General features: G+C 72.3%; 24 protein-coding genes. 16 read left to right on the forward strand and 8 right to left on the reverse strand.

Annotated elements, in window-relative coordinates:
• Positions 1–105: 105 nt before the first annotated feature.
• Together PKC53_RS12675 and PKC53_RS12680 are read left to right on the forward strand one after the other, a co-directional pair.
• On the forward strand, positions 106–1257 hold the full coding sequence (locus PKC53_RS12675; protein WP_324429108.1) for a glycosyltransferase family 4 protein: 1152 nt from the start codon (positions 106–108) through the stop codon (positions 1255–1257).
• 43 nt (positions 1258–1300) lie between these two features.
• Positions 1301–2149, forward strand: coding sequence for an EamA family transporter (locus PKC53_RS12680; RefSeq protein ID WP_324429110.1), 849 nt, complete (start codon positions 1301–1303; stop codon positions 2147–2149).
• 385 nt (positions 2150–2534) lie between these two features.
• On the opposite strand, the gene PKC53_RS12685 is transcribed toward PKC53_RS12680, so the two are convergent.
• Both PKC53_RS12685 and PKC53_RS12690 read right to left on the reverse strand, forming a co-directional pair.
• Positions 2535–3509, reverse strand: coding sequence for a PEP-CTERM sorting domain-containing protein (locus PKC53_RS12685; protein ID WP_324429112.1), 975 nt, complete (start codon positions 3507–3509; stop codon positions 2535–2537).
• Between the two features lie 828 nt (positions 3510–4337).
• Entirely contained in the window at positions 4338–5162 is an 825-nt protein-coding gene (locus tag PKC53_RS12690; protein ID WP_324429114.1) for a long-chain N-acyl amino acid synthase, read from the reverse strand.
• A 487-nt stretch (positions 5163–5649) separates the two neighbouring features.
• On the opposite strand from PKC53_RS12690, the gene PKC53_RS12695 reads away from it, so the two are divergent.
• A complete protein-coding gene (locus PKC53_RS12695) occupies positions 5650–6849 on the forward strand; it encodes an IS256 family transposase (protein ID WP_324429116.1) in 1200 nt (399 codons plus the stop codon).
• A gap of 243 nt (positions 6850–7092) precedes the next feature.
• On the opposite strand, the gene PKC53_RS12700 is transcribed toward PKC53_RS12695, so the two are convergent.
• Entirely contained in the window at positions 7093–7881 is a 789-nt protein-coding gene (locus PKC53_RS12700; protein ID WP_324429118.1) for a serine protease, read from the reverse strand.
• Between the two features lie 22 nt (positions 7882–7903).
• On the reverse strand, positions 7904–8911 hold the full coding sequence (locus PKC53_RS12705) for an NAD-dependent epimerase (protein ID WP_324429120.1): 1008 nt from the start codon (positions 8909–8911) through the stop codon (positions 7904–7906).
• A gap of 461 nt (positions 8912–9372) precedes the next feature.
• On the opposite strand from PKC53_RS12705, the gene PKC53_RS12710 reads away from it, so the two are divergent.
• From PKC53_RS12710 to PKC53_RS12745, 8 genes are all read left to right on the forward strand, one after another.
• Positions 9373–10074 carry a hypothetical protein gene (locus PKC53_RS12710; protein WP_324429122.1) on the forward strand — a complete coding sequence of 234 codons (702 nt, stop codon included), beginning with the start codon at positions 9373–9375 and terminating at the stop codon, positions 10072–10074.
• 166 nt (positions 10075–10240) lie between these two features.
• Positions 10241–10435, forward strand: coding sequence for a hypothetical protein (locus PKC53_RS12715; RefSeq protein WP_324429124.1), 195 nt, complete (start codon positions 10241–10243; stop codon positions 10433–10435).
• Positions 10429–11334, forward strand: a complete 906-nt coding sequence (locus PKC53_RS12720) for an HprK-related kinase A (protein ID WP_324429126.1) — start codon at positions 10429–10431, stop codon at positions 11332–11334. The genes PKC53_RS12715 and PKC53_RS12720 overlap by 7 nt, the downstream gene beginning before the upstream one ends.
• Positions 11331–12467, forward strand: a complete 1137-nt coding sequence (locus PKC53_RS12725; protein ID WP_324429128.1) for a nucleotidyltransferase family protein — start codon at positions 11331–11333, stop codon at positions 12465–12467. Before PKC53_RS12720 ends, PKC53_RS12725 begins: the two co-directional genes overlap by 4 nt.
• A complete protein-coding gene (gene ybgC, locus PKC53_RS12730) occupies positions 12464–12898 on the forward strand; it encodes a tol-pal system-associated acyl-CoA thioesterase (protein ID WP_324429130.1) in 435 nt (144 codons plus the stop codon). The genes PKC53_RS12725 and ybgC overlap by 4 nt, the downstream gene beginning before the upstream one ends.
• Entirely contained in the window at positions 12895–13611 is a 717-nt protein-coding gene (gene tolQ, locus PKC53_RS12735) for a protein TolQ (protein WP_324429132.1), read from the forward strand. Before ybgC ends, tolQ begins: the two co-directional genes overlap by 4 nt.
• A gap of 2 nt (positions 13612–13613) precedes the next feature.
• Entirely contained in the window at positions 13614–14042 is a 429-nt protein-coding gene (tolR, locus tag PKC53_RS12740; RefSeq protein ID WP_324429134.1) for a protein TolR, read from the forward strand.
• A gap of 22 nt (positions 14043–14064) precedes the next feature.
• Entirely contained in the window at positions 14065–14985 is a 921-nt protein-coding gene (locus PKC53_RS12745) for a cell envelope integrity protein TolA (protein ID WP_324429136.1), read from the forward strand.
• Positions 14986–15233: 248 nt separating this feature from the next.
• On the opposite strand, the gene thpR is transcribed toward PKC53_RS12745, so the two are convergent.
• A complete protein-coding gene (thpR, locus tag PKC53_RS12750) occupies positions 15234–15881 on the reverse strand; it encodes an RNA 2',3'-cyclic phosphodiesterase (protein ID WP_324429138.1) in 648 nt (215 codons plus the stop codon).
• A gap of 177 nt (positions 15882–16058) precedes the next feature.
• Between thpR and PKC53_RS12755 the strand changes: the two genes are divergently transcribed.
• Complete coding sequence (locus PKC53_RS12755) at positions 16059–17717, forward strand: methyl-accepting chemotaxis protein (RefSeq protein ID WP_324429140.1); 1659 nt, start codon at positions 16059–16061, stop codon at positions 17715–17717.
• Positions 17718–17729: 12 nt separating this feature from the next.
• Here PKC53_RS12755 and PKC53_RS12760 read toward each other — a convergent pair whose 3' ends face one another.
• Positions 17730–18197: a CBS domain-containing protein gene (locus tag PKC53_RS12760; RefSeq protein WP_324429142.1), complete on the reverse strand. Its 468-nt coding sequence runs from the start codon at positions 18195–18197 to the stop codon at positions 17730–17732.
• Between the two features lie 87 nt (positions 18198–18284).
• Between PKC53_RS12760 and PKC53_RS12765 the strand changes: the two genes are divergently transcribed.
• Both PKC53_RS12765 and PKC53_RS12770 read left to right on the forward strand, forming a co-directional pair.
• Positions 18285–19583 (forward strand): O-acetylhomoserine aminocarboxypropyltransferase, encoded by a 1299-nt coding sequence (locus tag PKC53_RS12765; protein WP_324429144.1) that lies wholly within the window; start codon positions 18285–18287, stop codon positions 19581–19583.
• A gap of 7 nt (positions 19584–19590) precedes the next feature.
• Positions 19591–20391: an alpha/beta hydrolase gene (locus PKC53_RS12770; RefSeq protein ID WP_324429146.1), complete on the forward strand. Its 801-nt coding sequence runs from the start codon at positions 19591–19593 to the stop codon at positions 20389–20391.
• A gap of 4 nt (positions 20392–20395) precedes the next feature.
• Here the strand turns inward: PKC53_RS12770 and PKC53_RS12775 are convergent, their stop codons facing one another.
• Positions 20396–21661 (reverse strand): YihY family inner membrane protein, encoded by a 1266-nt coding sequence (locus tag PKC53_RS12775; protein ID WP_324429148.1) that lies wholly within the window; start codon positions 21659–21661, stop codon positions 20396–20398.
• A 19-nt stretch (positions 21662–21680) separates the two neighbouring features.
• On the opposite strand from PKC53_RS12775, the gene PKC53_RS12780 reads away from it, so the two are divergent.
• The gene (locus PKC53_RS12780; protein WP_324429150.1) at positions 21681–22079 is read left to right on the forward strand and encodes a DUF2069 domain-containing protein; all 399 of its coding nucleotides are present in this window, start codon (positions 21681–21683) and stop codon (positions 22077–22079) included.
• Positions 22076–23503 carry an FAD-binding oxidoreductase gene (locus PKC53_RS12785; RefSeq protein ID WP_324429151.1) on the forward strand — a complete coding sequence of 476 codons (1428 nt, stop codon included), beginning with the start codon at positions 22076–22078 and terminating at the stop codon, positions 23501–23503. The genes PKC53_RS12780 and PKC53_RS12785 overlap by 4 nt, the downstream gene beginning before the upstream one ends.
• Here the strand turns inward: PKC53_RS12785 and gcvA are convergent.
• Complete coding sequence (gene gcvA, locus PKC53_RS12790) at positions 23478–24401, reverse strand: transcriptional regulator GcvA (protein WP_324429153.1); 924 nt, start codon at positions 24399–24401, stop codon at positions 23478–23480. The genes PKC53_RS12785 and gcvA overlap by 26 nt on opposite strands.
• Positions 24402–24415 lie beyond the last annotated feature (14 nt).

Raw genomic sequence — 24415 nt, forward strand, 5'->3', positions numbered from 1 at the left:
CGCTGCAGGCGCAGCACAACGGCGGCGACGCCGGCTCGGAGTTCGGCATCGTGCCTGCGCGCAACTCGGTGGGCGTCGTCGTGACGGCGTACTTCTGAGTAGGACGTGGCCGTGCCGCTGTCGATATGCATGCTGTCGGACGACTTCATCCCGGCGGCCACCGGTGTCGGCACGCACCTTCAGGCGGTGAGCGAGCAGTTGGCCCGTCGCGGCCACAGGGTCAGCGTCGTCACGACACGACGCCGTGGCGAGCCCGAACGCCAGACCTGGCGCGGCGTCGACGTGCACCGCGTGTTCACCGTTCGGGCGTTCGGCTTCTACCAGGCGCTGCCGTCGGTGCGCCGGCTGCGCGCCATCTTCGCCGAAGTCCGACCCGACCTGCTGCATCACCACTACCTGGGCGTCATGCTCGTCAGGGCGATGCGCGTGGCCGCGTCGATGCGCCTGCCGCAGGTCTACACCTACCACATGACCGAGGACCACCTGACGCAGCCGCTGCCGATGCGGCCGCTGCGGCCGCTGATCCGCGCCGAGATCGTGCGCCGCTGCAACCGCATGGACGCGGTGATCGCGGTCTCGCGCAACATGGCCGCGCAGCTACCCGGCACCGGCATCACCGCGCCGGTGACGTACATCAGCAACCCGGTGCGCTTCCCGGCGCAGGCCCAGCCGGAACCGGCGACGCGCGACGCCGACTTCGTCGTGATGTTCGCCGGAAGGCTCGATCCGGAGAAGAACCTACCGCTGCTGCTCGACGGCTTCGCCCGCTTTCGCCAGCGGTTCACCGGCCGGGCCGAACTGTGGATCGCGGGCCATGGCGGTCAGCGCGATCGGCTGGGCCGGCTCGCGCAGTCAATGGGCATCGACGCCGATGTGCGCTTCCTGGGCTTCCTGGCGCACGCGCCGCTGGCCCGGCACTACGCCGCCTGCGACGTGTTCGTGCTGCCGTCGCTCGTGGAAACGCAGGGTCTGGTGGCGATGGAAGCCATGTGGTTCGGCAAGCCGGTGATCGTCGCCGACACCGTGGTGTCGGCCGACGAACTCGTCGACGACGAGGTCAACGGCTTCATCGTCCCGCACGACCGGCCCGACGCGTTGGCGCAAGCGCTCCACCGCATCGCCCAGGACCCGGCGTTGCGACAGCGATTGGGCGAGGCCGGCAAGCAGCGTTCGCTGCGCTTTCGTCCTGAAGTCGTCGTCGACGAACTTGAACGGCTCTACGCTGGCCTCTTTGTGGGCCGGGCCATGCAACGCTGAAGCGGACTCGACGCATGGCCAGCCTGGCACAGCGGTGCGCCCCGTGAGCGTGGTCGTGATAGCGCTGGGCGCGACCTTGTGCATGCAGGTGGGCTACTTGCTGTGGAAGATCTCGGCACGGGGCCAGCCGCGCATCGGTGTCGCACCGCCGTTGCAGGTCGCGCGCGCGCTTCTCGGTGACTGGCGATGGCTGAGCGGCCTCGCGGCGACGATTGCCGGATGGCTGCTCTTCATCCGCGCCACGACGCTCGGCGATATCAGCCTGGTCCAGCCGCTGATGACGGTTGGCGACGTGTTCCTGATCTTCCTCGCCGTTGCCTTTCTTCACGAGCGCATGTCGCGCCAGGAGTGGCTCGGCATCGCGGTGACGATCGCCGGTGCGGCGACGCTGGCATTCGACCCGTCGGCATCGCCGGGAACGCACATCGACAGCACGTCGTTGCTCGGGCTGCTGGCCGCGTCGCTGGCCGCCGCCGGCGCACTGCTGCTGGCGGTGCGCCGCGGGGCACGCGGCGAGCTGGCGCTGGCGTTAACCGTGGGCCTCGCGTTTGGATGTGGCGCCACGCTGACCAAGGCGATGACGTCGGCCGCAGCCACCACCGCCGCGGCCACCGCGCCACCCATGCCGTGGGAATTCGCGCTCGATCCGATGCTGCTGGCCGTGATGGCCGCCAACGTCGCGGGGCTCGTCCTGCTTCAGGCCGCCTTCCAGCGCGGCAGGGCCGCCGTCATCGTGCCGCTGCAGTTGGCCGTGACCAACGGCGTGGCCGTTGCGGGCGGGATGCTGGTTTTCGCCGAGCACGTGAGCCCGACCCGGTGGTGCGGCATTGGCGCGATCGTGATCGGAACGGCACTGCTGCATCGCGGCAATCGCGACGTACCGCGATCATGACCAGCGATGTCGCGTCCGAGGCGCGCGCCGCGGATCACCACATCGCGTGCCCCGACAGTGGCTCTGCCTGCCTCCTTCCGCCCCGGTGTGTGCCTTGTGCTGCCCGCCGAGCTGTGCCTTGAACGCTGCAGGTGGACGAGATCCGAGCGCCGAGTGGAGGCGACTCTTGTGGATCTCTTCGCTGAGTCGCAGCGATCGAGCGGTGACGTCCTCGAACGTCTCTTCGCCGGCGCATCGGTCCAACGATCGCGGCCCGCCCTACCTCAGGGGTTCACTCCAGTTGGCACCGCGGAGGGGATCGCACCGTCGTGAGGCAGCCGTGCCGGGCGCAAAAGCAAGACGCCCGGCGGCTGCCGGGCGTCGTGTCAAACCGAGAACCTAACGATCAGGCGGAGCGGCGACGGCGGGCCGCACCCAACCCAAGCAGACCGAGGCCGATCAGCGCCAGCGACGTCGGCTCCGGCACCGCGGTGTAGAACTTGAACGGATCGTTGCTGGCGTACTGCCAGTTGTTCGACCCGGTAGTCGTCCCCGGGTTGTAGTTCACGTTCTGCTCGATCTCGCTCGTGCCGGCGAAGTTCGTGCACGACACATTCGCATTCGCGAGGTCCGCCGCCGTGCACACTTCCGCCGCATCCGCGGCGGCAACGCCACCGAACAAGTCCTCGTTGAAGTCGTTCATGTACGCCAACGGGCCTGCGTTGTACGACGGCCCCGCGAACAGCAGATTAAGCCCGAGAAACGCTTCGGTGTTGCTCGACGTGATCAGTTGAGTCAGGTCTGTCGCGGTGTAGGCATAACCCTCCGTGCCGAGTCCCAGCTTGCCCCACAGCGTACCGGCGGTCGCCGAATTGATGCTGTTCAGCAAAGATCCACCGGTATTCAGCTGCGAGGCGCCCGTGTACAGCGCGAACATCTCGCCCGCAGCCAGGAAGCCAAACGGGTCGGTGCCCGCCCCGAGCGTGATGATTGCGTTGGTCGGAACTACGGCGTTCACGTTAAGGACTTCCTGCACGAAGTACCCGCGGAAGCGATCCCCGGCGGAGGTGCTCCACACCTCCGTGCCCTGATTGGGGCTGTCGATGTTCTGGATGTTCAGAATACCGATGAACAGATCCCCTTGACTGATGTTGCCGATCACGTCGCGCCGCACGCGCTGGTAACCCGCCGGATCCCCCGCGATGGCGGCCTCGCAGGTCGCAGCCGTGCAGGCGGTCGACGCGCGGAACAGCGTCTCGAAGTTCTGGAAGTAGATGCCGTTGAAGCCATCGCCGAAGGTCGGCGCTGCCTGGGCACTCACTCCAGCCAATGCCGACGCGGCGAGTACCGCACTCGCACACGCCTTGCGGATCGTCGTCATGTTGAACTCCTTCTGGGCCATGGGGGACCTGTTTGCTTGCCGAGAACAGCGGCTACCTGCCGCGTGTCGATCATCTAGCAGAACGCGTGCCAACCGGACGGGGGGAGCAACTCAACCTGTTGTTCTGTCTGGCAAATTTTCCGAACCGAGCTTCGGGTTGCCGTCTGCGAGATATCGACCTGTAAAGCGGATCGACATCCGTCGCCTACCAGTCGAGTCAGGGTCGCGGACGGTGCCCCCGACTTTCCGTCATTGTGGTCCGAGGCGTACGCCCGCAGTCTGCATTTGCGCCGCGAGCCCAACTTGCGGGCGCGACGCGGGGCCCACGCCCGCAAGCCTGAACGCGCACTTCGCGGCAAGCGCTTCCGTCCCCGCCGCGCGCCGCGCTGCTAGAGGAACCGGACGGCGAACTTCCCTGGGGGCCAACCTTGCCACACATACATTGGGTCTCCGCGCGTGCCACTTGCCGGCGGGATACAGCCCTGGGCGCAGTTGTCGACGTGCCTTACATGGGCCTGCCGCGGCATGCGTGCGCCCTGCCAACCGGCGAGCTCCACTTGTGCCCCCCACCGGCTTGGGTGGGCCGGGTGCGAAACGCCAACCTCGACCTTGTGGAAGACGACTGGCGTCACCGACCGAAGATCGGCACTTGCGCCGGGGCGCGCCGCAGCTGAGTGTCAGGCCGGCGTCTTAGTCGCAAGGCCTCCCCCCCACGAACGGGAACCTTGGTCGAAGCCCCACGCGCCGAACGCGCATCGAGCCGAACAGTTGTGCAACTGCCGGAGCCCGCCGATCGTGGACGGATGGTTCCGCCTTCAAACAGCGATGTTAGGCCACACAGTGAGAAGGCGCCGTCGCAGACCCAAAAAGGATGCCCAGCAACTCGCTCTCCTGGGCAGGCGCGAAAGCGTAGGGGTACAGCGACCGCTCGGTGGCGAGGATGTCGAAGCGCCCCGCGTACAGCTCGATCTGCCGCCGCGTGTGCGACAGGTCCAGCGCCATCAGCACCGCCGGCGCGTTGACGCGCGGGCACAGCTTTTCCTCGCCGACGACGCGGAAGTCGAGCATGCGCTTGTAGTAGCCGACGTGGCGCGGGTTGACCTCGATCAGCACGTCGTCGCAGCCGCGGATGCGGTGCGCGTGCAGGTAGGCCATGTGGAACAGGCTGGCCAGCACCTGCTGCGAGTTGCCGTCGACGTCGAGCGCGAGCTTGGTGAACTCGCACACGCGGCGCCCTGCGCGGCGCAGCGCGTCGACCTCGGGACCGAACAGTTCGTCGCACAGCAGCCCGGCCGGCGAGTCGAAGCCCACGGTTAGCGTGCCGACGGCCTCTTCGGCACGGGCGACCACCAGCGTCACGGTGTGCGGGTTGACCGGCTCGTCGGCCTCGGGCGTCAGGTAGCCGCGGTGCGAGTACATGCGGCGCACCAGCTGACGCGCGGCGCGGCGCTGCGTGTCGGCCTGCGCGGCACGGATGCGGAAGGTCTGCGTACCGTCGGCGCGGCCGTGGTCGATGCTCAGCAGCGCCAGCGTGTCCGCGTGGCCGCCGGCGGCCGGCAGTGCGGTGCGCGGCATGTGTATCTGCGGCGCCGCGGGGTGCAGGCCGAACGGGACGACGCCATGCTGCGGTTCGACGACCGACACACTGTTCATGGGCTCTCCCCCTCCACGACCGTAGACACTACCGAACTGGCGTGAATTGTGCCCGCGTCACCCCCCCAACAGCGGGGGGGCTGGTTACAAAAAGCGTCGGCCGTGGCGCAGGCGCGGACGCCTCGTTGCAGGGGCCTGCGGGCGGCCGAAGGGCCAGTGCGTGCTGCGCACGTCCGCCGCAAGCCGGTTCGACGCGCGTTGCGGCGCAGAAATGGCCCCGATTCACCGGTCATCTGCGTCGCCGGCGCTGGCCGCGGGGCGGGGGAGTGGTGTGTCGCACGTCGATGTCGCCGTCGAACGCAAGGGTGGTGTCCCAGGAAGTGGTGTAAGTCCTTCGGTGCGCGGCAAGACGCGCCGGGTGCAGCCCGAAGGGCGTAACCCGTAGCGGCTTGCCGCGCGGCGGCGGCCGTCCCGCTCGGGGTGGCCATCGTGGCCCCGGATAAGGTTGAGGTGCGACCCAACCAACCTGTCCGAAGGAGATTCCACGATGACCGCACCGATCATGACACTGGCCGAACTGGCCGAGAAGGGACCCGATGTCGACGTGCTGCGCCAGATGGTGCAGTTCATGGCCCAGCGCCTCATGGAGATCGACGTCGAGGGCCGCTGCGGCGCCGGCTACGACGAGAAGGCCCCGGGCGCACGCCTGAACAGCCGCAACGGCTACCGCGAGCGGACCTGGGACACTCGCGCGGGCACTGTCGAGCTCAAGATCCCCAGGCTGCGCCGCGGCAGCTACTTCCCCGAGTTCCTGGAGCCGCGCCGCACCGCCGAGAAGGCGCTGGCCGCCGTCATCCAGGAGGCCTACGTCCAGGGCATCTCCACGCGTTCGGTGGACGAGCTGGTCAAGGCGCTGGGCATGAGCGGCGTGTCCAAGAGCGAGGTCAGCCGGCTGTGCGCCGAGCTCGACGAGCGCGTGGGCGCCTTCCTCGAGCGCCCCATCGAGGGCGACTGGCCGTACCTGTGGATCGACGCCACCTACGTCAAGACGCGCGAGGCCGGCCGCATCGTCAGCGTGGCGGTGATAGTGGCTGTTGCCGTCAATACCGACGGCCAGCGCCAGGTGCTGGGCATGAAGGTCGGCGCCAGCGAGGCCGAGCCGTTCTGGACCGAGTTCCTGCGCAGCCTCACGCGGCGTGGTCTTCGAGGGGTCAAGCTCGTCATCAGCGACAGCCATGAGGGCATCAAGGCCGCCGCCGCCAAGGTGCTCAAGGCCACCTGGCAGCGCTGCCGCGTGCACTTCATGCGCAATGCCCTGGCGCACGCCCCGAAGACCCAGCGCCGCATGGTCAGCGCAGCGATTGCCACCGTCTTCGCCCAGGAGACGGCGGCCAACGCGCGCGAGCAGTGGCGTGTCGTGGCCGACCAGCTGCGGGGCAAGTTCCCCAAGATCGGCGCGCTCATGGACAGCGCCGAGCACGAGGTGCTGGCCTACATGGACTTCCCCCGAGCGCACTGGCTGCAGATCCACTCCACCAACCCGCTGGAGCGCCAGAACGCCGAGATCAAGCGGCGTACCGATGTCGTGGGCATCTTCCCCAACGACCGTGCCGTCACGCGCCTGGTGGGCGCCATCTTGCTCGAGCAGAACGACGAGTGGACTTTGCAGCGCCGCTACATGCAGCTTGAGGGCCTGCAGTCGCTCAGCGATACTGCCCAGCCTCGGCTGTCTGCTGTGCAGCGCTGAGACCCGCGTGCATCTCGGCCCTTCCGGGCTGTGGACCTACACCACGCGTTGGGACACGATCAACGCAAGCCACCGACCCCCTCGAATGAGGGGTGGACACACACCGATTGACACAAACACCGGACCCGCATCCGGCAGAGACAACCGGTTCGGTCGTCCAGGCTGCGGTCACGCCGGGTCCAGCCGCGTCGGCCGACCCGGCTCCGTCCGGTCCCGTGCAGACGGAACCCGGGCCAGCCGGCGTCAGCGCCGTTCGAGCAGTTCGCGCACGAAACGCACCGGGATCGAGTAGGTGAGCCCGGTCGGCGTGGACAGCGCCGACTCGCGCGTGCCCTTGATCATCACCATATTGATGACGCCGACCACCTCGCCGGTGTCGGCGTCGAACACCGGGCCGCCGCTGTTGCCGGGGTAGGCCACCGCGTCGAGCTGGTAGACCTCGAAGTTGCCTTCCGAAAGCCGCCGCACCGCGCGCTCGCTGAGCTGGCCGGCCTGCGGCGTGGGCAGCGCCACCGACGTGATCGACGAGATGATGCCGCGGTGCGTGACGTGCGAGTAGCCCAGCAGCCCGCCGATGGGAAACCCGATGAAGGCGATCGACTGCCCTTCGCGGATGCCCGCCGGCTCGGCCAGCGGCAGCGCCGGCACGGCGGCGCCGTCGATGCGCAGCAGCGCCAGGTCGCGCGCGCGGTCGGACGCGACCACGGTGGCGCCGCGCATGCTCCAGTCGCGCGGCCCGCGCCAGACCTGCACGACCTGGCGCGTGCCGGGCTCGCCGGGCTTCGCGTCGGCGTCGCCCGACAGCACGTGGGCGTTGGTCACCACCAGGTTGCCGTCGCCGACCACGAAGCCGGTGCCCTTGAGCGCGAAGCGCGGGCTGGCAGTGGGGTTGAAGGTGCCGACGATGACCACCGACGGCTTGACCCGGGCGACGACGTCGCGCAGGTCCGCGCCGGCCGGTGCGGCCGCGGTCAGCAGCGGCGCGGTCAGCGCCAGCGCGGCGCGGCGGCGCGTCAGCAGGACGGAGGGCATCGCGGCCGTGACGATGGCGCAGTCACACGCGATGGTAGTCGCGGTACCAGGCGACGAAGCGCTCGATGCCCACGTCGATCGACGTGGCCGGCTGGAAGCCCACCCACTCGCGCAGCGCGTCGGTGTCGGCGTAGGTGGCGGGGACGTCGCCGTCCTGCATCGGCAGCAGGCGCTTCTCGGCGGTCATGCCCAGCGCGCGCTCGAGGCTGGCGATGTAGTCGAGCAGCGGCACCGGCTGGTGGTTGCCGATGTTGAACACGCGGTACGGCACGTTGCTGGTGCCGGGGTCGGGCGTGTCGGAGACGAACGCCGGGTCCGGCGTGGCGGCGCGGTCGGCCACGCGCACGACGCCTTCGACGATGTCGTCGACGTAGGTGAAGTCGCGCTGCATGCGGCCGTGGTTGAAGACGTCGATCGGCCGGCCCTCGAGGATGGCCTTGGTGAACAGGAACAGCGCCATGTCGGGCCGCCCCCAGGGCCCGTAGACGGTGAAGAAGCGCAGCCCGGTGGTCGGCAGTCCGTACAGGTGGCTGTAGGTGTGCGCCATCAGCTCGTTGGCCTTTTTCGTGGCGGCGTACAGGCTCACCGGGTGGTCGACGCTGTCGTGCTCGGAGAACGGCAGCCGCGTGTTGCCGCCGTACACGCTGGAGCTCGACGCGTACACCAGGTGCTGCACGCCGTGGTGGCGACAGCCTTCGAGCACGTGCGTGAAGCCGACGACGTTGCTTTCGATGTAGGCGTGCGGGTTGGTCAGCGAGTAGCGCACGCCGGCCTGCGCGGCGAGGTGGATCACGCGGTCGAAGCGCTCGCGCGCGAACAGCGCGTCCATGCCGGCGCGGTCGGCGACGTCGAGCTTGACGAAGCGGAACCCCGGCTGGCGCTCCAGCCGGGCGAGGCGCGCCTGCTTCAGCGCGACGTCGTAGTAGTCGTTCAGGTTGTCGAGCCCGACCACCTCGTCGCCGCGCGCCAGCAGGCGCTGCGCGGTGTGCATGCCGATGAAGCCGGCGGCGCCGGTGAGCAGGTATTTCATCTTGGGTGGCCGATCTGGCTTGTCGTCGTTCGGGTTGCCGGCGGGCGTCGCGCGATTATCCGCAGCCCGCTCCGGCCGCCTCGGCGATACGTCACGTGATCGGCGGGCGCATCGGCGCCCATTCACGGGGTTGCCGGCGTCGTCGGTCGGTGGCACGCTGCGGCGCAGGTCCCGGTCGATTCGGCGTGCGCCGAACGCCGGTTGCATGAAGCAGTTGGCGGCGCGAGGTGGGCGACGCGGGGCCGGCGGGCGTATGCTCGGGCGCCGGCGGGCCGGGTGAGGCGCACGGGCGGGCGCGCACACCGGGCCGATCGTTCGGGCAGGAAGGTCCGGAACCCGCGCAAACCCGTCGGGAAACTTGACATTCACGGTTTCGATCATCACGAAGTCGTTCAGGATCAACAACTTGGGCTCGAGGTCCGATAATTGCTTCCGGTTGCATTGACATCTTGAGTACCAGCATGCACGACCAGCCGAAGCCGCCCGCCGACACGCCCGACCTGGGCCGGCGGCGCTTCACCCGCGCCGGCACCGCCGTGCCGGTGGTGCTCGGGGCCCTGTCGAGCAAGCCGGTGCTCGGCGCGTCGCTGACGCATTGCACGGTGTCGGGGCAGGTGTCGGGCAACCTGTCGCGCCAGGGGCTGGCCGAGGATTGCGTGGTCGGGCTGTCTCGGGGTGACTGGCTCTCGGCGTCGGCCTGGCCGTCACCGTTCGTCAAGGGCACGCAGCCGCAGGCGACCAACTGCAGCTTCACCGGCGGCGTCCGGTTGCGTGGGACCAACTTCAACGGCTACACGCCCGGTGGCGGCGTTCCGGCGCTGACCGCGACTTTCTACAACCGCACCGTGGGGAGCCCGCCGGTGTGCACCATGGACACGACGACCAGCACCAATCCCGCCACGATGCTGCAGGTGCTGGCCAGTGCGGATCCGAGCGACACGGCATTGACCGATCTATACCGTCTGGCGCGCGCGGTCGTCACGTCGCTGCTGAACGCGCAGGAAGCCTTCAACTCGGGGCTGAGCTACCCGGTGACGGCGCACACGATCATCGCGATGTACAACGCCACCTGCACCGGCGGCTCGTACTGGGTGACCGCAAGCAAGTCGTGGCCGCGAGGCCGCGTGATCGAGTACCTCGAGAGCCTGTACCCGCTGGCGTAGACTCGCTCGCATGAGTGAGTGGCCGAGGCCCGGCCCGACGCCGGATGCGGCGGCCGACCCTGCAACTGCGAGGCACCGCCCCGACGGGGCGTCCCGCACCCACCCACCCGACGACGGCAGTTGCACCGGCACGCGGTGGCGCATCGCTGCCGACGCGAGTCCCGACATGCGTCGCTGGGGCGACGAGGTGGTGGTGCACCACGCCCTGTCGAACGACACCTACCGGTTGTCGGCGCAAGCCGGCGAGGCGCTGGCGGCGCTGACGACGTCCGGCGGCATCGTCGCCGACGACCCGGCCGATCCGCACCGCGACGCCTGCCTGGTGGCGCTGGCGGACCTCGGGTTCGTCACCCGGTGCTGACGCTGGGGCAACTCGACGCGCGCGCGCTGTCGCGGCGCCTGCGTGACGGCCTGTCGCTGGCGACGGGGCCGCTGCGGTTTCGCGTGCAGTCGCCGCTGGGCAGTGTGGCGCGCGGGCTGCATCGGCTGTACGCGGCGACGCCGCTGCGCGAAGAAGCCGGCTTCCACGACTTCCACGTCCAGTTGCTGCCGGGGCGCGGCCCGCGGCGCTGGCTGCGGCCGCAGGTCGAGTTCCTCGTCGACGGCCACGCGCCGTTCAAGCCGCTGCCCGCCGCGCAGGCCTTCGCGATGCTCGAGTGGGGCATGAACTGGTGCGTGGCCGCCCGCGCGCACCACTACCTGCTGCTGCACGCGGCGGTGCTCGAGCGGCACGGTCGTGCGGTCGTTCTGCCCGGCGACCCCGGCGCGGGCAAGAGCACGCTGACCGCCGCGCTGATGCTGGCCGGCTGGCGGCTGTTGTCGGACGAGATCACCATGGTCGACCGCGACGACGCCCTGCTGGTGCCGCTGGCGCGACCCGTGAGCCTGAAGAACCGGTCGATCGACGTGATCCGTGCACGCGAACCCGCCGCGGTGCTCGGCGACGTCGCGGCCGACACGCACAAGGGCACGGTGTCGCACCTGCGCCCGAGCGCGCACAGCGTGGCGCGCATGGACGAGAAGGCGCGCGCGGCCCACGTCGTGTTCCCGCGCTGGCGCGCCGGCGCCACCACCCGCCTGCACCCACGCCCGAAGGCCGACGCGTTCATGCACAACGCCACCCACGCCTTCAACTACAGCCTGCTCGGCCGCCTGGGCTTCGAGCTGAACGCCGCGCTGATCGACGCCTGCGACTGCTGGGACTTCGAGTACGCCGACCTCGACGACGCGCTGCGCGTGTTCGAGGACCTCGTCGCATGATCCCCGCGGCGGCGAAGCTGCTGCACGCGCTGCGCGAGCCGGCGGCGATGGCCGGCTTCGGCGACGACGACTGGGACCTCGTCGTGCGCCAGGCCGCCGCGGCCGGGCTGCTGGGCCGGCTGGCGGCGCTGGCGCGGCAGGCGGGCGTGGACGGCGCGATCCCGGTGCCGGTGCAGCGCCACCTGACCGCGCACCGCACGATCGCCGAGCAGCAGCAGCGTGCGGTGCGCTGGGAGCTCGTCCACCTGTCGAAGGCGCTCGACGAATTGCCCGGCCCGGTGCTGCTGCTCAAGGGCGCGGCGTACGCGGCGGCCGACCTGCCGCCGGCGCCGGGGCGGCTGTTCTCGGACATCGACCTGATGGTGCCGAAGGACCAGCTCGGCGCCGCCGAGCCGGCGCTGATGCTCGGCGGCTGGCACGCCAGCCACCACGACGCCTACGACCAGCGCTACTACCGGCAGTGGATGCACGAACTGCCGCCGATGGTGCACATCCGCCGCCAGACGGTGATCGACCTGCACCACGACCTGCTGCCCGAGACGGCGCGCATCCGCACGCGCCCCGACCTGATCCTCGCGGCGGCGACGCCGCTGGCCGCGTTCGCGCGCTTCTCGATCCCGTCGCGGCCCGACCAGGTGCTGCACAGCGCGACGCACCTGTTCCACGAAGGCGAGTGGCAGCACGGGCTGCGCGACCTCGTGGACCTCGACGCGCTGCTGCGCGCCTACGCCGCCGAGCCGGGCTTCTGGGACCGGCTGCTGCAGCGCGCCGCGGCGCTGAACCTGGGACGACCGCTGTACCACGCGCTGCGCTGCGCCGAACGCATCCTCGCCACGCCGGTGCCCGCCGACGTGCTGGCGCGCTGCCCGGCGGCGCCGTCGCCGCCGGTGCGCGCGCTGATGGACCGGCTGTTCACCGCCGCGTTCGCCACCGCCCACCACAGCATGCGCCTGCCGCTGTCGGCGCCGGCGGAGTTCGTGCTCTACGTGCGCAGCCACTGGCTGCGCATGCCGCCGCACCTGCTGCTGCCGCACCTGCTGCGCAAGTCGTGGAAGCGGCGCACCGAAGGCTGGTTCGAGCGCGGCAGGAAGTCGTCGGGCGACGGGGCGCCGATAATGCGCCCCGACCGATGACCGTTTCCGTCCCCTCGCCCACCGCCTTCCGCCACCGCCTGCGCGTGTACTGGGAAGACACCGACGCCGGCGGCGTGGTGTTCTACGCCAACTACCTGAGGTTCTTCGAGCGCGCGCGCACCGAGTGGCTGCGTGCGCTGGGCTTCGGGCAGCAGGCGCTGAAGGACCGGCACGCGCTGATGTTCGTCGTCGCCGCCACCGCGGTGCGCTACCTGCGTCCGGCGCGGCTCGACGACGAACTCGACGTGACGGTGGGCGTCACCGCCGCCGGCCGCGCCACGCTGGACATCGCGCAGCAGGCCTGGCGCGGCGACACGCTGCTGGCCGAGGGCGAGATCCGCATCGGCTGCGTCGACGCCGCCACCTTCGCGCCGCGGCGCATCCCCCAGCCGATCGCCGACGCGGCGACGTTGCACGCCCTTCCCCGATGAACCAGGACATGTCGATCGTCTCGCTGGTGCTGCAGGCCAGCGTCGTGGTGCAGATCGTGATGGCCGGCCTGCTCGCCGTCTCGCTGGCGAGCTGGACGGTGATCTTCGGCAAGCTGTTCGGCCTGAAGCGCGTGCGCGCGCGCAACGACGGCTTCGAGCGCGACTTCTGGTCGGGGCGCAACCTCAACGAGCTGCACCAGGCGGCGGTGGCGCGCGCCGCCGGCGACGGCGCGCCGATGGAGCGCATCTTCGCCAGCGGCATGCGCGAGTTCCTGAAGCTGCGCGAGAAGCGCCTCGACGCCGCGGCGCAGCTCGACGGCGCGCGCCGCGCGATGCGCGCGAGCTTCCAGCGCGAGCTCGACATGATCGAGAGCCACCTGAGCTTCCTCGGCTCGGTGGGTTCGGTGAGCCCGTACGTCGGGCTGTTCGGCACCGTGTGGGGCATCATGCACGCCTTCGTCGGGCTGGCGAACCTGCAGCAGGTGACGCTGGCCACCGTCGCGCCGGGCATCGCCGAGGCGCTGGTGGCCACGGCGCTGGGGCTGTTCGCGGCGATCCCCGCGGTGGTCGCGTACAACCGCTTCGCGCGCGACATCGACCGCATCGCGATCCAGCTCGAGACCTTCATCGAGGAGTTCTCGAACATCCTGCAGCGCAACGCCAGCGTGCCGCCGCCCGCGCCCGCGGCGCCTGCCGCGGCGTCGAGGTTCTGACCATGCCGCAGCTCGCAGGACGTGGCGGCGCGCGGCGCCGGCGCACGATGAACGAGATCAACATGGTGCCGTTCATCGACGTGATGCTGGTGCTACTGATCATCTTCATGGTCAGCGCGCCGCTGATCACGGTCGGCGTGGTCGACCTGCCCAGCGTCGGGCGCGCGCAGCAGCGCGCGCCGAGCGTGGTCGAGGTGATCGTCGACGCCGACGAGCGGCTGCGGCTGAAGGTCGACGGCAGGAACGAGGAATCGGTGGCGCTGCCGCAGCTGGCCGCGCGCGTCGAGCAGGCGCAGGGCGGCAACGCGCAGGTGCCGGTGGTGATCTCGGCCGACCGCAACGTCAAGTACGACGCCGTCGTGCGCGTGATGGACCGGCTCCAGCGCGCCGGCGTGCAGCGCGTCGGGCTGGCGGTGCGGCAGGCCGGCTGACCGCCACCCGCAAGTCGTCGCGATGAACCCCGCGCTGCCCGCCGACCCGCTCAAGCCGGCGAGCCCCGACCGGCTCGGCCCGGGCGCGGCGTTCGCCGTCGGCGCGCACCTGGCGCTGGTCGGCGCGCTGGCGCTGGGGCTGCAGTGGCGCAGCCACGACCCGACGCCGGTGGCCGCCGAGCTGTGGGCCGCGGTGCCGCAGTTCGCCGCGCCACCGGCGCCACCGCCCGCACCCGCACCGACGCCGGCCGAACCCGCGCCGGCCCCGGCCCCCCCGCCCGCGCCGGCGCCGCCGCCGGCCGAGCCGCCGCCGCGCCGCGACGCCGACATCGCGATCGAAAAGGAGCGCGAGCGCCAGGCCGAGCAGCTGCGCCGGCAGCAGGCCGAGCAGGCGCGGCGCGAGCGCGAGGCGCAGCGCCTGCGCGACCAGCGCGAACGCGCCGAGGCCGAGAAGCGCCAGCGCGACGAACGCGCCAGGCGCGAAGCGCAGGCGCAACGCGAGGCCGAGGTGAAACGCCAGCGCGAACTCGAACAGCGCCGCCGCGAGGAGCAGGCGCAGCAGCAGCGCATCGAGCAGCAGCGCCAGCAGAACCTCGCGCGGCTGCGCGAGCTGGCGCAGCAGCCCGGCAGCGGCAGCGCGTCGTCCACCGGCGCGGCGGCGCGCGACGCCGGCCCGTCGGCGAGCTACGCCGGGCGCATCGTCGCGCGCGTGAAGCCGAACATCATCTTCACCGACGACGTGCCGGGCAACCCGGCCGCCGAGGTCGAACTGCGCACCCTGCCCGACGGCAGCATCGTCGCGCGGCGCATCGTGCGCAGCAGCGGCGTGCCGGCCTGGGACGACGCGGTGCTGCGCGCCATCGACCGCACCGCGGTGCTGCCGCGCGACGTCGACGGGCGCGTGCCGTCGTCGATCGTCATCGTCTTCCGTCCAAGGGACTGAACGCCGCGGCTCCAGGGCTGCCCGCGCAGCCCTGGACGGCGTTCAGGCCGCGAGCTCTGCGAGCGGCACGAAGCCCGCGGCTCCAGGGCTGCCCGCGCAGCCCTGGACGGCGTTCAGGCCGCGAGCTCCGCGAGCGGCACGAACCCTGCGGCCCCGATGGTCGACGCCGTCGGACGCAGGCGACCCAGGCCGCGCTGCGCGCCTGCGCTGGCTCGACGACCTGCCCTGCGCAGCACCGCCGCCGCACTTCACCCGTTGGGCCGGTAGCGCCGCAGCACGTGGTACCCGGGCCCCGCCGGCCCGCCGGACTCGACGAGCACGAACTCGTGCACGGTCCAGCGGCAGTCCAGCGGCGTGTCGGGCGGCCGCGCGCCGGGGGCACGGCGCGCCAGCGTCACGTGCGGCCGGTAGGCACGCGCTTCGGGGCGATGGCCCAGCGCGCGCAGCGTGCCGGCCGTCGCCGCGTGCAGCGCGAACAGCGCCGGCGGCGGGTCGTCGACGCCGGCCACCGCCAGAGCCCCCGACCACGGCAGCACCGGCCCCAGGTGCAGTTCGAACGCCGGCCCGCGCCAGGCCAGCGCGTCGCGCAGCGCCGGCAGCGCGCCGCGCGGCACCGCGCCGAGAAAGTGCAGCGTGATGTGCAGGTCGTGCGGCGCGACGAGCCGCGCCGACGCCGGCCAATGCCAGCGGTCGCGCCAGCGCACCAGCGTGCGGCGGACGCCGGCGTCTGGCCACAACGCGACGAACAGGCGAGCGCTCGCGTCGGTGCAGGCGCCGCGCGCGGCGCTGGCGTCGGCCGGCGGGCCGACGCGGTTTGCGCGGTCGGCGCGGTTCGCACCGCCCGCGGCGGGCGCCGCGCCGACGCTGGTACGCGATGTCTCGTCGGCGGCGGGCATCGCGCGAGGCTAACCGAGCGCCGGGGCACCCGTGTCGCGCGGCGGGCGCGCGTGCAGTCGGTCGGGTGCCGCGGGCGGGGCGCCTCAAGTGCGCGCCCGCGCGGCCGAAACCGCAGCAGGGGCGCGACGCGCTGTCGCGCCGTCCTGTGGCTTCTTCCCCCTGCCGACGAGCCCACCATGAAGCGACTGCTGCCTTCGCTGCCCCGGCGCTCCGAGCGAGCGCCCCTCCACGCGCCGCTGGCCGCGCCGCGGTCGTTCGACCGGCTGGGCACCCGGCTCGGCGCCGGCTTCGCCGCGGTGCTCGCGGTCGTCGTGCTCGCCGCGGCGCTGGCGGTGATGCAGCTGTGGCGCATCGCCGAGCACAACGCCGAGGTCGTGAGGCACACCGAGCGGCTGGCGCTGGTCAAGCGCTGGACCGCGCTGGTGCACGCCAACCTCGACCGCGCGATGCACGCCACCGCGCTCGACGCGGCCACCGGCGACGACGAGTCGGTGCGCTCTCGGCTGGCGCCGCTGGCCGGGCGGCTCGCCGAGGACATGGCCCCGGTGGCCACGCGCGCCAGCGAGCTGCAGGAGCAGCTGCTGGCGTCGGTGGGCACCGACGACACCGACACCGCCGCGCTGGTCGCGCGCGTCAACGAGCAGCGCCAGCGTTTCGTCGCGCTGCGCGCGCAGATCCGCGACGACATCCAGATGGGCGAGCCGCCGACGCGCATCGACACCGACTTGGTGCCGCTGGCGCAGGGCATGGTCGCCGCGCTCGACGCGCTGGGCGCGCACTTCGAGGCGCGCGTGCGTGCCGCCACCGACACGATGTCGGCCGTCGTGCAGCGCACCCTGACGGTGCTCGCGGCCGGCAGCGCGGCCGCGCTGCTCGTCGGCGGCCTGGTGGCGTGGCGCACGACGCGCTGGATCACCCGCCCGGTGCGCGACGCGGTGGCGGTGGCGCAGGGCATCGCCGGCGGCGACCTGGCGGCCGTCGTGCGCGTCGACCGCCACGACGAGCTCGGCGCGCTGCAGCGTTCGCTGGCCGAGATGCAGGCCGCGCTGACGCGACTGGTCGGCGGCATCCGCGACAGCGCCGACAGCATCCGCACCGCCAGCGGCGAGGTCGCCGCCGGCAACCAGGACCTGAGCCGGCGCACCGAACAGGCGGCGGCCAGCCTGCAGCAGACCGCCAGCTCGATGCAGCAGCTCACCGGCACGGTGCACCACAGCGCCGACGCGGCCGCCCAGGCCAGCCGGCTCGCGCTGTCGGCCGCCGAGGTCGCGCGCCGCGGCGGCAGCGTGGTGTCGCAGGTGGTCGCGACGATGGACGAGATCCACGCCAGCAGCCGCCAGATCGCCGACATCATCGGCGTCATCGACGGCATCGCGTTCCAGACCAACATCCTCGCGCTCAACGCCGCGGTCGAGGCGGCGCGCGCCGGCGAGCAGGGCCGCGGTTTCGCGGTGGTCGCCGGCGAGGTGCGCAGCCTGGCACAGCGCAGCGCCGAGGCGGCCAGGCAGATCAAGGCGCTGATCGGCAGCAGCGTCGAGCGCGTCGAGGCCGGCTCGAAGCTGGTCGGCGACGCCGGCGCGACGATGCAAGAGATCGTCGCCAGCGTCCAGCGCGTGACCGACATCGTCGGCGAGATCAGCGCCGCCACCGGCGAGCAGCGCACCGGCATCGGCGAGATCAACACCGCCGTCGGCCAGCTCGACCAGATGACGCAGCAGAACGCCGCGCTGGTCGAGCAGAGCACCGCGGCGGCCGAGAGCCTGCGCACGCAGGCGCACCGGCTGGCCGAGACGGTGGCGGTGTTCCGGCTGCAGGCGGCGGGGGCGGCGGCCTGAGCGCCGCGGGCCTCAGCCCTGCGCCTGGTCGGCGCGCGGCTGGTCCTCGAGCGGCCAGTCGCGGATGTAGGCCTTGAGCATGCGGTTCTCGAAGTCCTGCGCGTCGACCACCGCCTTCGCGACGTCGTAGAAGCTGATCACGCCCATCAGCGTGCGCCCGTCCATCACCGGCGTGTAGCGCGCGTGGCGCTGCAGCATGATGCGGCGCACCTCGTCGAGCTCGGTCTCGAGCGTGCAGGTCAGCGGCGCGTCGTCCATCGCGGTGCGCACCAGCGTGTCGCCGACCCTGCCGCCGTTCTTCACGACGCTGGCGATGACCTCGCGGAACGTCAGGATGCCGGTGAGGTCGCCGTGGTCCATCACCACCAGCGAGCCGATGTCGTTGTCGGCCATCGTCTGGATCGCCTGCCACAACGGCTGGTCGGGCGGGACCGTGAACAGCGTGCCGCCCTTGACACGCAGGATGTCGCTGACCTTCATGCTCCACTCTCCTCGCCCGTGTCCCCGGGGCCTCGCCGGGCCAATATAGCCCACAATCGCCCGACGACGACAGCCCCGGATCAACCCATGCCCGGCCCCTCGGACCCCGGTTTCGACACCCTCGCGCTGCATGCCGGCGCCGCGCCCGACCCCGCCACCGGCGCGCGCGCGGTGCCGATCCACCTGAGCACGAGCTTCGTGTTCGAGAACAGCGAGCACGCCGCGAGCCTGTTCAACATGGAGCGCAGCGGCCACGTCTACAGCCGCATCAGCAACCCGACCAACGCGGTGCTCGAGGAGCGCGTGGCTGCGCTCGAGGGCGGCGCCGGCGCGATCGCCACCGCCAGCGGCCAGGCCGCGCTGCACCTGGCGATCGCGACGCTGGCCGGTGCCGGCAGCCACCTGGTGGCCAGCACCGCGCTGTACGGCGGCAGCCACAACCTGCTGCACTACACGCTGCGGCGCTTCGGCATCGAGACCACGTTCGTGCGCCCCGGCGACCTCGACGGCTGGCGCGCCGCGATCCGGCCGAACACGCGGCTGCTGTTCGGCGAGACGCTGGGCAACCCGGGGCTGGACGTGCTCGACGTCGCGGCGGTGGCGGCGATCGCGCACGACGCGAGGCTGCCGCTGCTGGTCGACAGCACGTTCACGACGCCGTGGCTGATGAAGCCCTTCGAGCACGGCGCCGACCTCGTCTACCACAGCGCGACCAAGTTCCTCTCGGGCCACGGCACCGTGGTCGGCGGCGTGCTGGTCGACGGCGGCGCCTTCGACTGGGACCGCTCGGGGCGCTTCCCCGAGCTGAGCGAGCCGTACACCGGCTTCCACGGCATGGTGTTCACCGAGGAGAGCACGGTGGGCGCGTTCCTGCTGCGCGCGCGCCGCGAGGGCCTGCGCGACTTCGGCGCGTGCATGAGCGCGCACACCGCGTGGCTGGTGCTGCAGGGGCTCGAGACGCTGCCGCTGCGCATGGCGCGCCACGTCGACAACACGCGCAAGGTCGTCGCTTTCCTCGCCGCGCAACCGATGGTCGCGTCGGTCGGTTACCCCGAACTCGAAACGCACCCCAGTCACGCGCTGGCCAAGCGGCTGCTGCCGCGCGGCTGCGGCAGCGTGTTCAGCTTCGACCTGAAGGGCTCGCGCCGGCAGGGGCAGGCGTTCATCGAGGCGCTCGCGCTGTTCAGCCACCTCGCCAACGTCGGCGACTGCCGCTCGCTGGTGATCCACCCGGCGAGCACGACGCACTTCCGCATGGACGACGCGGCACTCGCCGCGGCCGGCATCGGCCCGGGCACGATCCGGCTGTCGATCGGCCTGGAGGACCCCGACGACCTGATCGAGGACCTCAAGCGCGCGTTCAAGGCCGCGCACAAGGCCGGGTGAGGCGACGATGAAGCTCGACGTGCACGGCCGCGCCGCCTACGCCTACACCGGCGGCAAGCCCTTCGACGCGGCCCGGCCCACGGTGGTGTTCGTGCACGGCGCGCTGCACGACCACAGCTGCTGGACGCTGCTGGCGCGCTGGTGCGCGCACCACGGCCGCAGCGTGCTGGCGGTGGATCTCCCAGCGCACGGGCGCAGCGAGGGCCCGCCGCTGCCCGACGTCGAGGCGCTCGCCGACTGGCTGCTCGCGCTGCTCGACGCCGCGGGCGTGTCGCGTGCCGCGCTGGTCGGCCACAGCATGGGCTCGCTGGTCGCGCTCGAGGCCGCCGGGCGCGCGCCGCAGCGCGCCGAGCGCCTGGTGCTGATGGGCACGGCGTACCCGATGCAGGTCTCCGAGACGCTGCTGGCCACCGCGCAGGCGGACCCGCGCCGCGCGATCGACATGGTCACCGCGTGGTCGCACGCGTCGACGGCGGCGAAGCCCTCGTTCCCCGGGCCGGGCATGTGGCTGCACGGCAGCAACCGCGCGCTGATGCGCCGCATGCAGGACGGCTGGCGCGAGCTGAACCTGTTCCACCACGAGTTCTCGACCTGCGACCGCTACCGCGGCGGCGAGGCGGCGGCGGCGAAGGTGGCCTGCCCGGTGTCGTGCATCCTCGGCCGCGTCGACCAGATGACCGCGCCGCAGCGCGCGCGCGACCTGGCGCAGGCGCTGAACGCGCAGGTGCACGTCGTGCAGGCGGGGCACAACATGATGGCCGAGGCGCCCGACGCGGTGCTGCGCGCCTTGCGCGACGCGTTGGGCTGACCGGCTACGCCGCGATCCCCGGCTCGGCGGCGAGCAGGTCGGCCAGCGTCAGCTGGCCCAGCCGCGTCGCGGCGCGGAAGCGCGCGCTGACGGTGGTCGGCGACAGCAGCAGCGCGTCGACCAGCGGCTGCGCCGGCGTGGCCTGCGGTTCGCACAGCAGCGTGTAGCGCTGCATGCCGTCCTCGTCGAGGCGGCCGACCCAGTCGAGCGCGGCCAGCGTGTCGAGCACCGGCTCGACCTGCAGCGGGTCCAGCCGCAGCTGCGCCGCCAGGTCGTGCAGCGACATCCCGTGGCGCGGGGTCGCGCGCGCGAGCTGCAGCACGCCCAGCAGTTCGAGCGCGAGGTCGAAGCGGTGGCCGGGCGTCGCGGCACGCCGCGCGACGCGCATCGACAGGCTCGGCGCGTACGCCGCGATCACCGCGCCGAGCAGCACGATGACCCACACCGCGTACACCCACAGCAGCAGCACCGGCAGCGCCGCGGCGGCGCCGTAGATCGCCGCGGTGGCCGGGAACGCGCCGACGTACCAGGCCATCGCGCGCTTGGCCAGCTCGATGCCCAGCGCGACGAACAGCCCGCCGGCCCAGGCGTGGCGCCAGCGCACGTGGGTGTTCGGCACGAAGTGGAACAATCCGGCCATCAGCGCCGCGAGCAGCGCGAAGTCGGCGCTGCCGAGCAGCCACGCGGCGCCGCCCGACAGCGGGCCGACCCAGCCGCGCGACGCCGACAGCGCGTACGACGACGCCGTCAGGCTCACCGCGAGCACGATCGGCCCCAGCGTCAGCGCGCCCCAGTAGATCAGCATGCGCTGGCCGAACGGGCGCGGGCGGCGCACGCGCCAGATCGTGTTCAGCGTGCGGTCGATGGTCAGCATCAGCGCCAGCGCGGTGACCAGCAGCACCGCGAGGCTGACGCCGCCCAGCGCCAGCGCGCGCTCGGCGAAGCGCGTCAGCGCCAGCAGCACCGGACGCGCGATCTCGCCCGGCAGCAGCGCAGGCAGCACCGTGGTCTCGAACGAGCGGCGCAGCCCGGCGAGCATCGGCGACGCCGAGAACACCGTGAACACCACGGTGATCAGCGGCACCAGCGCGAACAGCGTCGTGAAGGTCAGGCTGCTGGCGGTCAGGCTCAGGTGGTCCTCGCGGAAGCGCTGGCGCAGCGTGGCCAGCGTGGCCAGCCACGGCCAGTCGTGCAGCGTGTCGAGCAGCTCGGCCAGGCGCACACGCCCCTGCGCCGCGAAGCGCACCAGCCAGGCGTGGGGCGACGGCATGCGGCCTATGATGCCAGCCATGGACGCGACCCCTGCCCCGGCCGCCGCGCCGGTCGACGACGTGGTGCGCTTGACGCGCGCGCTCGCGGTGGGCGGGCTGCTGGCGATGATCGTGCTCGGGCTGGCGTGGGAGCTGTGGCTGGCGCCCACCGGCAACCGCACCTGGGCGCTGAAGGTGCTGCCGCTGGCGATCCCGATCGGCGGGCTGCTCAGACACCGCATGTACACCTACCGCTGGCTGAGCCTGCTGGTGTGGCCGTACGTCGCCGAGGGCGTGGTGCGCGCGACCACCGAGCGCGGCACCTCGGCGCTGCTGGCCGCGTTGCAGGTGCTGCTGTGCGTGCTGGTGTTCGCCGCCTGTGCGCTGCACGTGCGCTGGCGGCTGCGCGGCGGCGGCGCGAAGGAGGCCTCGCGATGAACGCCTCGACCCTGCCCGACCGCCTGCGCGACATCGTCGGCGCCGGCCACGTGCTCACGCGCGACGGCGGCGCCGACCTCGCCGCCTTCGAGACCGACTGGCGGCGCCGCTGGCACGGCCGTGCGCTGGCCGTCGTGCGCCCGGGCACGCCCGCCGAGGTGGCCACCGTCGTGCGCGCCTGCGCCGACGCCGGCGTCGCGGTGGTGCCGCAGGGCGGCAACACCGGACTGGTCGGCGGCGGCGTGCCCGACGACAGCGGCACGCAGGTGCTGCTGAGCCTGACGCGGCTGAACCGCGTGCGCGAGCTCGACGCGGCGAACCTGACGATCACCGTCGACGCCGGCTGCGTGCTGCACGCGGTGCAGCGGGCCGCCGCCGACGCCGGGCTGCTGTTCCCGCTGAGCCTGGCCGCCGAGGGCAGCGCGACGATCGGCGGCAACCTGGCGACCAACGCAGGCGGCACGCAGGTGCTGCGCTACGGCAACGCGCGCGCGCTGTGCCTGGGACTCGAGGTGGTGACGCCGCTGGGCGAGCTGTGGGACGGGCTGTCGGGGCTGCGCAAGGACAACACCGGCTACGACCTGCGCGACCTGTTCGTCGGCAGCGAGGGCACGCTGGGCGTGATCACCGCCGCGACGCTGCAGCTGTTCCCGCGCCCGGCGGCGGTGATGACCGCGCTGGCCGCCTGCGACTCGATCGGCGCCGCGGTGCGCCTGCTCGAGCTGGCGCGCACGCGCCTGGGCGCGGGCCTGACCGGCTGCGAGGCGATGAACCGCCTCTCGCTCGACCTGGTGTCGCGCCACTTCGCGCAGCTGCCGCGGCCGTTCGCCGGACGCGAGACGCCGCCGTGGACCGTGCTGCTCGAGCTGTCCGACGGCGAGAGCGAGGCGCACGCGCGCGACGCCTTCGAGGCGCTGCTCGCCGACGCGCTCGACGCCGGCGTGATCGGCGACGCGGTGGTCGCCGAGAGCCTCGCGCAGTCGAAGGCGCTGTGGCAGCTGCGCGAGTCGATCCCGCTGGCGCAGGCCGAGGAAGGGCTGAACGTCAAGCACGACATCGCGCTGCCGGTGTCGCGCATCGCCGCGTTCGTCGCCGCCACCGACGCCGCGCTCGCCGCCGCGTTCCCCGGCGTGCGGCTGGTCGACTTCGGCCACCTCGGCGACGGCAACCTGCACTACAACGTGCAGGCGCCCGCGGGCGTCGACGCCGCGGCGTTCCTGCGCGACCACGAGCGCGCGGTGAACGCGCTGGTGTTCGACGCGGTGGCCGCGCACGGCGGCACGTTCTCGGCCGAACACGGCATCGGCGCGCTCAAGCGCGACGAGCTGGCGCGGCGCAAGGACGCGGTGGCGCTGCGCATGATGCGCGCGATCAAGGCCGCACTCGACCCGCAGGGCGTCATGAACCCGGGCCGGGTGCTGTAGCGCCGGCCTGCGCGTGCAGCCAGGCCACGAAGGCCTGCACCTCGGCGCGCGCCGCGCCGGCATCGGACGTCAGCACGTGGTAGCTGCGCGGCGAGACGTGCCGTGTGTCGAACGGCGCCACCAGCCGGCCGTCGTCGATCAGCGCGTCGACCAGCGGCGAGCGCCCGAGCGCGACGCCGTGGCCGTTGACCGCGGCCTGGATCAGCTGGTCGTACAGCGAGTGATGCAGCGTGCCGGCCGGCTGCAGCCGCTCGAGCCCGACCGCGCGCAGCCACAGCGGCCACTCGGCGTACGGCGTCTGGCCCTCGTCGTGCAGCGCGAGCAGCACGTGGTGGCGCAGGTCCTGCGGCTGCGCCAGCGGGCGCGCCGGGTCGCCGAGCAGCCGCGGGCTGCACACCGGGAACACGACCTCGCCGAACAGGCGTGACACCGTGTCGGCGGCGGCGTCGTAGCGGATCGCGACGTCGATGCCGTCGCGCTCCAGGTGCAGCAGCGCGTGCGTGGCCGAGATGCGCACGTCCACGCCCGGATGCGCCGCGGTGAAGCTGCCCAGCCGCGGGATCAGCCACAGGCCGGCGAAGCCGGGCGTGGTCGTGACGACCACGGTTTTCGGCCGCGCCGCGCGCTGCAGCGCCTGGCCGGTGGCGTGCAGCTGCTGCAGCACGTCGACGACCACGCGCTGCAGCAGCTCGCCGTCGGGCGTCAGCCGCAGCGCGCGGTGCAGGCGCTGGAACAGCGGCACGCCGTAGTGCGCCTCGAGCGCCTGGATCTGCCGGCTGATCGCCGACTGCGTCAGCGCCAGCTCGTCGGCGGCGCGCGTGAAGCTCAGGTGGCGCGCGGCCGCCTCGAACGCCTCGAGCGGCGCCAGCGGGGGCAGGTGGTACGGCCGGCGAGCCATCGTGGTTGCTCCTT

The organism is Azohydromonas sp. (assembly GCF_035325925.1).
Classification (GTDB): Bacteria; Pseudomonadota; Gammaproteobacteria; order Burkholderiales; family Burkholderiaceae_C; genus Calidifontimicrobium.

What these genes read in the sequence shown, in the direction of transcription:
- PKC53_RS12775 (WP_324429148.1), bottom strand. Translation starts at nt 21,661, where the DNA reads ATGCCGTCGCCCCACGCCTGGCTGGTGCGCTTCGCGGCGCAGGGGCGT.
- PKC53_RS12760 (WP_324429142.1), bottom strand. Translation starts at nt 18,197, where the DNA reads ATGAAGGTCAGCGACATCCTGCGTGTCAAGGGCGGCACGCTGTTCACG.
- tolR (WP_324429134.1), top strand. Translation starts at nt 13,614, where the DNA reads ATGCCGCAGCTCGCAGGACGTGGCGGCGCGCGGCGCCGGCGCACGATG.
- PKC53_RS12755 (WP_324429140.1), top strand. Translation starts at nt 16,059, where the DNA reads ATGAAGCGACTGCTGCCTTCGCTGCCCCGGCGCTCCGAGCGAGCGCCC.
- PKC53_RS12690 (WP_324429114.1), bottom strand. Translation starts at nt 5,162, where the DNA reads ATGAACAGTGTGTCGGTCGTCGAACCGCAGCATGGCGTCGTCCCGTTC.
- PKC53_RS12725 (WP_324429128.1), top strand. Translation starts at nt 11,331, where the DNA reads ATGATCCCCGCGGCGGCGAAGCTGCTGCACGCGCTGCGCGAGCCGGCG.
- PKC53_RS12745 (WP_324429136.1), top strand. Translation starts at nt 14,065, where the DNA reads ATGAACCCCGCGCTGCCCGCCGACCCGCTCAAGCCGGCGAGCCCCGAC.
- tolQ (WP_324429132.1), top strand. Translation starts at nt 12,895, where the DNA reads ATGAACCAGGACATGTCGATCGTCTCGCTGGTGCTGCAGGCCAGCGTC.
- PKC53_RS12700 (WP_324429118.1), bottom strand. Translation starts at nt 7,881, where the DNA reads ATGCCCTCCGTCCTGCTGACGCGCCGCCGCGCCGCGCTGGCGCTGACC.
- PKC53_RS12785 (WP_324429151.1), top strand. Translation starts at nt 22,076, where the DNA reads ATGAACGCCTCGACCCTGCCCGACCGCCTGCGCGACATCGTCGGCGCC.
- PKC53_RS12780 (WP_324429150.1), top strand. Translation starts at nt 21,681, where the DNA reads ATGGACGCGACCCCTGCCCCGGCCGCCGCGCCGGTCGACGACGTGGTG.
- PKC53_RS12715 (WP_324429124.1), top strand. Translation starts at nt 10,241, where the DNA reads ATGCGTCGCTGGGGCGACGAGGTGGTGGTGCACCACGCCCTGTCGAAC.
- PKC53_RS12770 (WP_324429146.1), top strand. Translation starts at nt 19,591, where the DNA reads ATGAAGCTCGACGTGCACGGCCGCGCCGCCTACGCCTACACCGGCGGC.
- gcvA (WP_324429153.1), bottom strand. Translation starts at nt 24,401, where the DNA reads ATGGCTCGCCGGCCGTACCACCTGCCCCCGCTGGCGCCGCTCGAGGCG.
- PKC53_RS12765 (WP_324429144.1), top strand. Translation starts at nt 18,285, where the DNA reads ATGCCCGGCCCCTCGGACCCCGGTTTCGACACCCTCGCGCTGCATGCC.
- ybgC (WP_324429130.1), top strand. Translation starts at nt 12,464, where the DNA reads ATGACCGTTTCCGTCCCCTCGCCCACCGCCTTCCGCCACCGCCTGCGC.
- PKC53_RS12685 (WP_324429112.1), bottom strand. Translation starts at nt 3,509, where the DNA reads ATGACGACGATCCGCAAGGCGTGTGCGAGTGCGGTACTCGCCGCGTCG.
- PKC53_RS12710 (WP_324429122.1), top strand. Translation starts at nt 9,373, where the DNA reads ATGCACGACCAGCCGAAGCCGCCCGCCGACACGCCCGACCTGGGCCGG.
- PKC53_RS12705 (WP_324429120.1), bottom strand. Translation starts at nt 8,911, where the DNA reads ATGAAATACCTGCTCACCGGCGCCGCCGGCTTCATCGGCATGCACACC.
- PKC53_RS12695 (WP_324429116.1), top strand. Translation starts at nt 5,650, where the DNA reads ATGACCGCACCGATCATGACACTGGCCGAACTGGCCGAGAAGGGACCC.
- thpR (WP_324429138.1), bottom strand. Translation starts at nt 15,881, where the DNA reads ATGCCCGCCGCCGACGAGACATCGCGTACCAGCGTCGGCGCGGCGCCC.